General features: G+C 47.0%; 5 protein-coding genes and 1 rRNA gene. All 6 read right to left on the reverse strand.

All coding sequences use genetic code 11. From position 1 onward, the window contains the following. Positions 1 to 67 precede the first annotated feature (67 nt). The gene (locus AY633_RS08390; protein ID WP_058382245.1) at positions 68 to 397 is read right to left on the reverse strand and encodes a cyclic-di-AMP receptor; all 330 of its coding nucleotides are present in this window, start codon (positions 395 to 397) and stop codon (positions 68 to 70) included. A gap of 165 nt (positions 398 to 562) precedes the next feature. Continuing rightward, positions 563 to 1,195, reverse strand: coding sequence for a dTMP kinase (gene tmk, locus AY633_RS08395; RefSeq protein WP_068487935.1), 633 nt, complete (start codon positions 1,193 to 1,195; stop codon positions 563 to 565). Between the two features lie 81 nt (positions 1,196 to 1,276). Further along, positions 1,277 to 3,394 (reverse strand): RNA degradosome polyphosphate kinase, encoded by a 2,118-nt coding sequence (locus AY633_RS08400; RefSeq protein WP_260804548.1) that lies wholly within the window; start codon positions 3,392 to 3,394, stop codon positions 1,277 to 1,279. A gap of 25 nt (positions 3,395 to 3,419) precedes the next feature. After that, complete coding sequence (gene ppx, locus AY633_RS08405; RefSeq protein ID WP_068487936.1) at positions 3,420 to 4,946, reverse strand: exopolyphosphatase; 1,527 nt, start codon at positions 4,944 to 4,946, stop codon at positions 3,420 to 3,422. 62 nt (positions 4,947 to 5,008) lie between these two features. Next, on the reverse strand, positions 5,009 to 6,427 hold the full coding sequence (locus AY633_RS08410; protein ID WP_068487937.1) for an aminotransferase class I/II-fold pyridoxal phosphate-dependent enzyme: 1,419 nt from the start codon (positions 6,425 to 6,427) through the stop codon (positions 5,009 to 5,011). 146 nt (positions 6,428 to 6,573) lie between these two features. After that, a 5S ribosomal RNA gene (gene rrf, locus AY633_RS08415) occupies positions 6,574 to 6,662 on the reverse strand; the annotation flags it as partial.

Consider the following 6,662-nt stretch of genomic DNA (forward strand, 5'->3'; position numbering starts at 1 on the left):
TTGTAAAAAATCCCGTGTTCCAGATGGATCACGGGTAGTGCGGACGAAGAAACAGCTAGGCTGTTTCTTAAAATTGCTGGAACTGTTCGATTGGCAAGACGAAAATCGTTGCCCCTCCCACTTCCACTTCGACCGGGTACGGTATATAGGAATCCGCATTTCCACCCATCGGTGAAACCGGCGCCACCATCTGTTCGCGCGCACGGCAATTGTCGCGGATCAAATCCATCAATTTCGGGACACGGCTATCGTCGACCCCGATCAAAAAGGTGGTGTTTCCTGAGCGCAAGAACCCTCCCGTACTGGCAAGCTTGGTAGCCCGGAAATCATTTTTCGTCAACGCATTGGATAAGCGGTTACTGTCTTGATCCTGTACCACTGCTACGACGAGTTTCATCAGCACTCACTCCTTTTTTGGTTGCTTCTCTATGTATTAGTATAACACGAACGGCGAACGTGCCGTCACCTCTTTCCCTGAGCGATGCAAAAAAATCGTGACAATATACAGGCCTTCCATCCATGAAAAAAACAGCCCTTCACAAACAGGGCTGCCGGTAATTCATTATTTTTTTTCTGCCAAGAAGCGTTGCAAAGCTTCATACGCATCCGACACTACTTCATCCAACTCGTTTTCCGCGTTGATCAACTGCATGCGTTCTGGGTAACGGCCAAGCAACAGCAAATACCCTTCTCTTACTTTATAATGAAATGCCAATGATTCCTCATCCAGACGGTTGAATTCACGGCCTTGATCGAGGTCGATGCGTGCGAGTCCTGTTTTCGGATTGACATCAAAATACAAAGTCAATTCTGGCATATGCCCTTCGATGGCGAATTCATTGATCGCCAACACATCATCTAGTCCGAGCCCGCGGGCATGGCCCTGGTAAGCAAGGCTGCTGTCGACAAAACGGTCGCATAGAACAATTTTTCCTGCCTGAAGCGCCGGCAGCACCCGCTCCACCAAATGCTGGCGCCGTGCCGCTGCATATAATAAAGCTTCTGTACGGGCATCCATTGCGGTATGTGACCGGTCTAAGATGACTTCACGTATTTTTTCTGCGATTTCAATACCGCCCGGTTCACGTGTTGTCACCACTTCAAAGCCGTCAGCCACCAGCCGTTCTGCCAGTTTCGCCAAGGCCGTCGTTTTGCCCGATCCTTCGCCGCCTTCTAGTGTAATAAAATAACTCATAGTTTCACCTGTTTCCTTGTCTATTAAAAACACTACCCACTATACCGCAATCGCAGCCATTTTTGCATCTTCCTTTAGACCTTATTCCTCATCTTCCGCTACCTGGTAAGCACGCTCAAACAACTCCATTTGGCTGTCGATCACCGCTTGCCCTTCGATTCTACGGACATAGCCGTAATTGCCTTCTTCGTCTTGTTCACGCGCTTTGACATTATCTTTAAGGCCAAGCTCCAGAATGTCCCACACTTGCCCTTTCACCCGCTTGTCGATCACCGGGAAAAGGATTTCAATGCGGTTGTTTAAGTTTCTCGTCATCATATCTGCAGAGGACAAAAAGGTTTTTTCTTTGCCATTCTGATGGAAATAATAGACGCGGCTATGTTCGAGCAAGCGCCCGACAATGCTGCGGACGCGGATATTATCGCTCACTCCAGGGATTCCTGGACGCAAGCAACAAATGCCGCGCACAATCAATTCAATCGTCACTCCGGCACGAGAAGCCTCGTACAGCTTCGTGATGATGCTCTTATCAGTCAGGGAATTCATTTTCGCTATGATCCGGCCATTGCCATACTTTTTCTCATAGCGAATTTCCGAATCGATCAGGTGAAGAATGTCTTTTCGGATCGAAAACGGCGCAACTGATAAATAATGGAATTCTGGTTTTTCCGTATAGCCACTCAAGTAATTGAAAAAATTCGTCGCATCGATGCCAATTTCTTTTTTCGAGGTGAACAAGCTCATATCCGTATAGATTTTGGCTGTCTGATCGTTGTAATTGCCGGTCCCAAGGTGAACAAAGCGTTCGATGCGCCCTTGTTTTTTGCGAACCACCAAAGTAATTTTGCTGTGGGTCTTCAGATGCGTCATGCCATAAATAACGTGACAGCCCGCTTTTTCCAACTCTTTTGCCCAGTGCACGTTATTTTCCTCATCAAAGCGCGCCTTCAACTCCACTAGCACCGTCACTTGCTTGCCGTTTTCCGCTGCACGCTTCAAGGCATTGATCACCGGCGAATCCCCGCTGACCCGGTATAAGGTTTGCTTGATCGCAAGCACGTCCGGATCATCCGCTGCTTCCGAAATAAACTCCACGACCGGCTCGAACGACTCGTACGGATGATGCAAGAACACGTCTTCTTCTGCGATTTTCGCATAAATGGCCTTGCCGTTTTCCATCCCTACTGGCAGTTGCGAAATTTTTCCTTCGTAGACCAAATGCTCCCATATCGGGGCCATTTTCTTGTAGAAACTGAAAAACACCGTCAAATCCAAAAATCCATCAATTTCGTAGACATCTTTCGGATGCACTTCCAACTCTTCCATTAAATAATCCAAAATAACAGGATCTAGTCCATCCTTTTGCACTTCGAGACGGACAGCAGCTCCCCATTTGCGTTTTCTCAACTCTTCTTCGATTTCTTTGAGCAAGTCGCGCGCGCCCTCTTCGTGGATCGTCATATCCGCATTGCGGGTAATCCGGAAAACAGTAGTCGACTTGACTTCATAGCCGTGAAACAGCTTGCCGATAAAAAATTCGATGACATCATCCAGTAGCAATAATTTACGCAATCCTCCGTTTTCGGGCAATTGGACAAACCGCTCGAGCATTGCCGGCAATTGGACGATGGCGGTACGGATTCGTTGTTCAGAATCTACCTCTTTCGACGTATCTTCCAAGACGACCGCCAAATTGATACTTTTATTCAAGAGCATCGGAAAGGGGCGGTAGGCATCGATCGCCATCGGAGTCAGTACAGGAAAAATATGCTCGTCAAAGTAAATCTCCAAAGCGTCTTTTTGTGAATCGCTTAAGTCTCTCATTTTCAAGAAATGGACATGCTCTTTCTGAAGCTTGGGATACACGATTTTACGCAAGGTATCGTATTGCAAATTCACCAATTGATGATTCTTCAAAGCGATTTCATGCAATTGCTGCTTGGGCGTCATCCCGGCTTTGTTCTCTGGCTTATTAAAGCCTACCTTCACCTGGTCTTGGAGACCCGCTACACGCACCATGAAAAACTCATCCAAGTTGGAGCTGAAAATCGCCAGAAACTTAAGCTTCTCAAGAAGCGGGTTGCTCGGGTCGAGTGCTTCTTGCAGCACCCGTTCATTGAATGCCAACCAACTCAGTTCGCGGTTATTGTAATAGGAAGGACTGTTTAACTGGACCATATCTTCTTTTTTCTTTCCCACAACACAACTCCCCTTCAGGTTTCATTCATTCATGAAAGTCGACGGTAATCGTTTTCTTCAATAATTTTTCCAAATGCTTTTTCTGCTTTTCGACCTGGTATTGCTCAGGTTTCCAGTCTTCCCGGCATTGGATGGAGAAAACAAGCTCTTCTTTTTTGGACTCTATTTGGATATCTTTGACGATATCGCGTTTGGTCGCATTCAAACTATAGGCGAATTTAATGACGGCACCCATAATATTGAACTTATCCAGCTCTTCTTCTGTGTACCAGTCTTCATAAAGCGCCGCATTGCGCTTAAACAAGTTCTTGTTTTTATAGGAAGCAAGCAACGCGACTATGATGCGTTCTTTGTGCAAAAGCCCATCGATTGTCCGATTGGCCAGCAGATAAAATGTATGCTGATTGCTTGATTCGGAGTCGATATACGAACCGAGATTGTACATGGAACTGCCGAGGCGGACCCAGCGATGATCGCTTTCCGACAATTCAAGAAACCCTTCGTCTACCAGCTCTCTAACAATCATCAAAGCGCTATTGGTCACATGGATAGCATGCGTCAAGTTGATATCGTAGTCGATCGCCAAATCGTAGAAACTTTCCTCAATGACATTTGGAAACACTGGCATCTCGAAGTCTTTGGTCATTTCTTCGTAAAACACCCCGTCCCGCAAGCCCTTTCGGCTCAGCGCAAAAAGCTCGGCATCGATTAATTCCATGAGGCAATTGAACACTTCTACCGCTGGAATAATGATGTCCGCACGGTCACGCGACAAACCTTCCACGCGCTGCAACTCATCAAAGTCCATCGAGCCCAGCCATTTATTTGTTTCTTCCACATCTTTTCGCTTCATCGTATACTGATGCACACCGGATAGTGGATAGTCGATTTGTTCTTGATGAATCTGCGCCAAGTTTCGCGCGCTTCCCCCGATGCCAATCAGCGGCAAGTTCTTCCCTTCGATCCAGTCGAGCGATAAGAACTGGCTTTCAATAAACTCCCTTAATGCCTTCAACTCACTCTTTTTCGGTGTATCGCCTTCAATAAACTGCTTTTTCAACGATAACGCACCGAACGGAAAACTATGGAAATGAATCAATTCCCGACCTTCAAATAAGGTCAGTTCCGTACTGCCACCGCCAATATCAACAGTAATCCCCTCTTTATACGACATCGAATTGACGACTGCCAAATAACCGTAATGCGCTTCTTCGTATTCGGATAAAATACGCATCGTAAAATCCGTCTCTTCCCCAACGCGCTGAATAATGGTTTCCTGATTTTCAGCCTGCCGCACAGCAGCCGTCGCCACGCATTTAATTGCTTCGAGCTGATGATGGCGCGTCACTTCCTGAAAACTCTTCAAGGTATCGATCAATACCGTTATGCCTTCTTCAGAGAGCGTTAAATCGTCCGTTAAATAATTGCGCAGGCGAGCGACTGCCTTGACGTTCTCACTTTCTGAGAAACGCCCACTTTTATCCCGCGTATAAATAACCAAACGGATGGTATTCGAGCCAATATCGATAATTGCGTACTTTTCCTGTTCCATATTATTACCCCCATATTCGCTATCGCATATGCTATTGTATACCACCCGAGCGTCCGTTCTACTCACCACGGAATGACCGAAACCAACTTTTCCGATAAGCGATGATCACCTTGAATCTCCGACCCGGCACCTAGATAATCCGACAGCTCCTCTACTTTTTCGACCGTCCACTTTTCTCCTGGCGTGACGAGCGGAATACCGGGTGGATAAGGTGTTATCATCGCCGCCGAGACCCGGCCGATCGCCCTCGCATAAGGAACCCACTCCTGCACCGATAAATCCACTTCCTCAAACGACAACTCCGGCACTGTCACCCGCTGGGAATCGGTAGGACGGAAGCTGGGCACAAGCTTCTCTAATAGACGCATACCTTGCACAGCTTCTTTAATCCGGCTGCGTATATCTGCATACGGATAGGCATGCCAGGGCTTGGATAAGGGCAGAATCAGCAAGACTTGAAACGGATCCGCCAATTCTACAAAAATACCGGCTTGTTCCAATGCTTGTTTCAGCTGAAAGCCCCCTCTGCTTTCAACACGCAGCAATAACTTTAGCGGATCATGCGTCTCTACTACTTCTAGAGAAGGAATCCGTCTAATACTGGAAATGAAATAAAGGCGTTTTTCTAGAAAATCCCGCTTATCGTGAACCGAATAATTCTGGATATACGCCCTGGCATCGTCAAGCGAAGCCATGATGGGATAAGAAGGGCTGCTCGATTGAAAAATCCGTAAATACTTGTCGATCATTCTTTCGTTCACCAACTCTCCAGCTACGTGAAGGTAGGAACCCATAGTCATCGCAGGCAAGGTTTTATGGGCAGACTGCACGACCACATCAGCTCCATAAGCCAGCGCACTCACAGGGAACGGCGCGCCTGCTGCCAGATGCGCCCCATGTGCTTCATCGACCAGCACCGCAATATTACGTTCATGACAATAATCAATGATGGCTTCCAACTCAATAGAAGCGACGCCATAATAGCTCGGATACGTCAAAACAACCGCTGTCGCTTGCGGATACTCATCAATGGCGGTCACGATTGTAGATAAGGCAACAGCTCCTGCACTTTTAGAGACTTCATCCCATTCAGGCGCTACATAAACAGGTTTTACATGGGAAAGTTCAAGCGCATGAAAGATAGACTTGTGTGAGTTACGCTGCACAATCACATGATCTCCTTCTCCACAAACCGCATGAACCATCGCCAAATTCCCTGCAGTTGAGCCATTTACTAAAAAATAGCTTTTTTTCGAACCGTACGCATCTGCCAGCAAACCTTCCGCTTCCTTGATCGCCGCATTAGGGGCGTGTAAATCATCAAGGCCCTCCAACTCTGTCATATCATAGACAAGTGCCGCTTTTAATTCTTTCGGCAAACCCGATAGCAGGCCGTTTTTATGACCGGGAACATGAAACGAAATCGGCCGTCTTCTTTGAAATTCTAATAATGCATCCACCACTGGACGTCTTTGAGTCATAATCTTTACATCCTCACGTTGTCATTCATTGTTTATTCCATTATACCGAACGCTGCACCTTTTCGAAAAGCCGCGTTGTGTTTTTACAAAAACAATACAAAAAAGGCCGTTACCGGGATAAACCGGTAACGGCCTTTCTATTAGGTGCCCAGCGACGACCTACTCTCACAGGGGGAAACCCCCAACTACCATCGGCGCAAAAGAGCTTAACTTCCGTGTTCGGGATGGGAACGGG

The sequence above is a fragment of the Planococcus maritimus genome (genome assembly GCF_001592825.1).
Lineage (GTDB): Bacteria > Bacillota > Bacilli > Bacillales_A > Planococcaceae > Planococcus > Planococcus maritimus_C.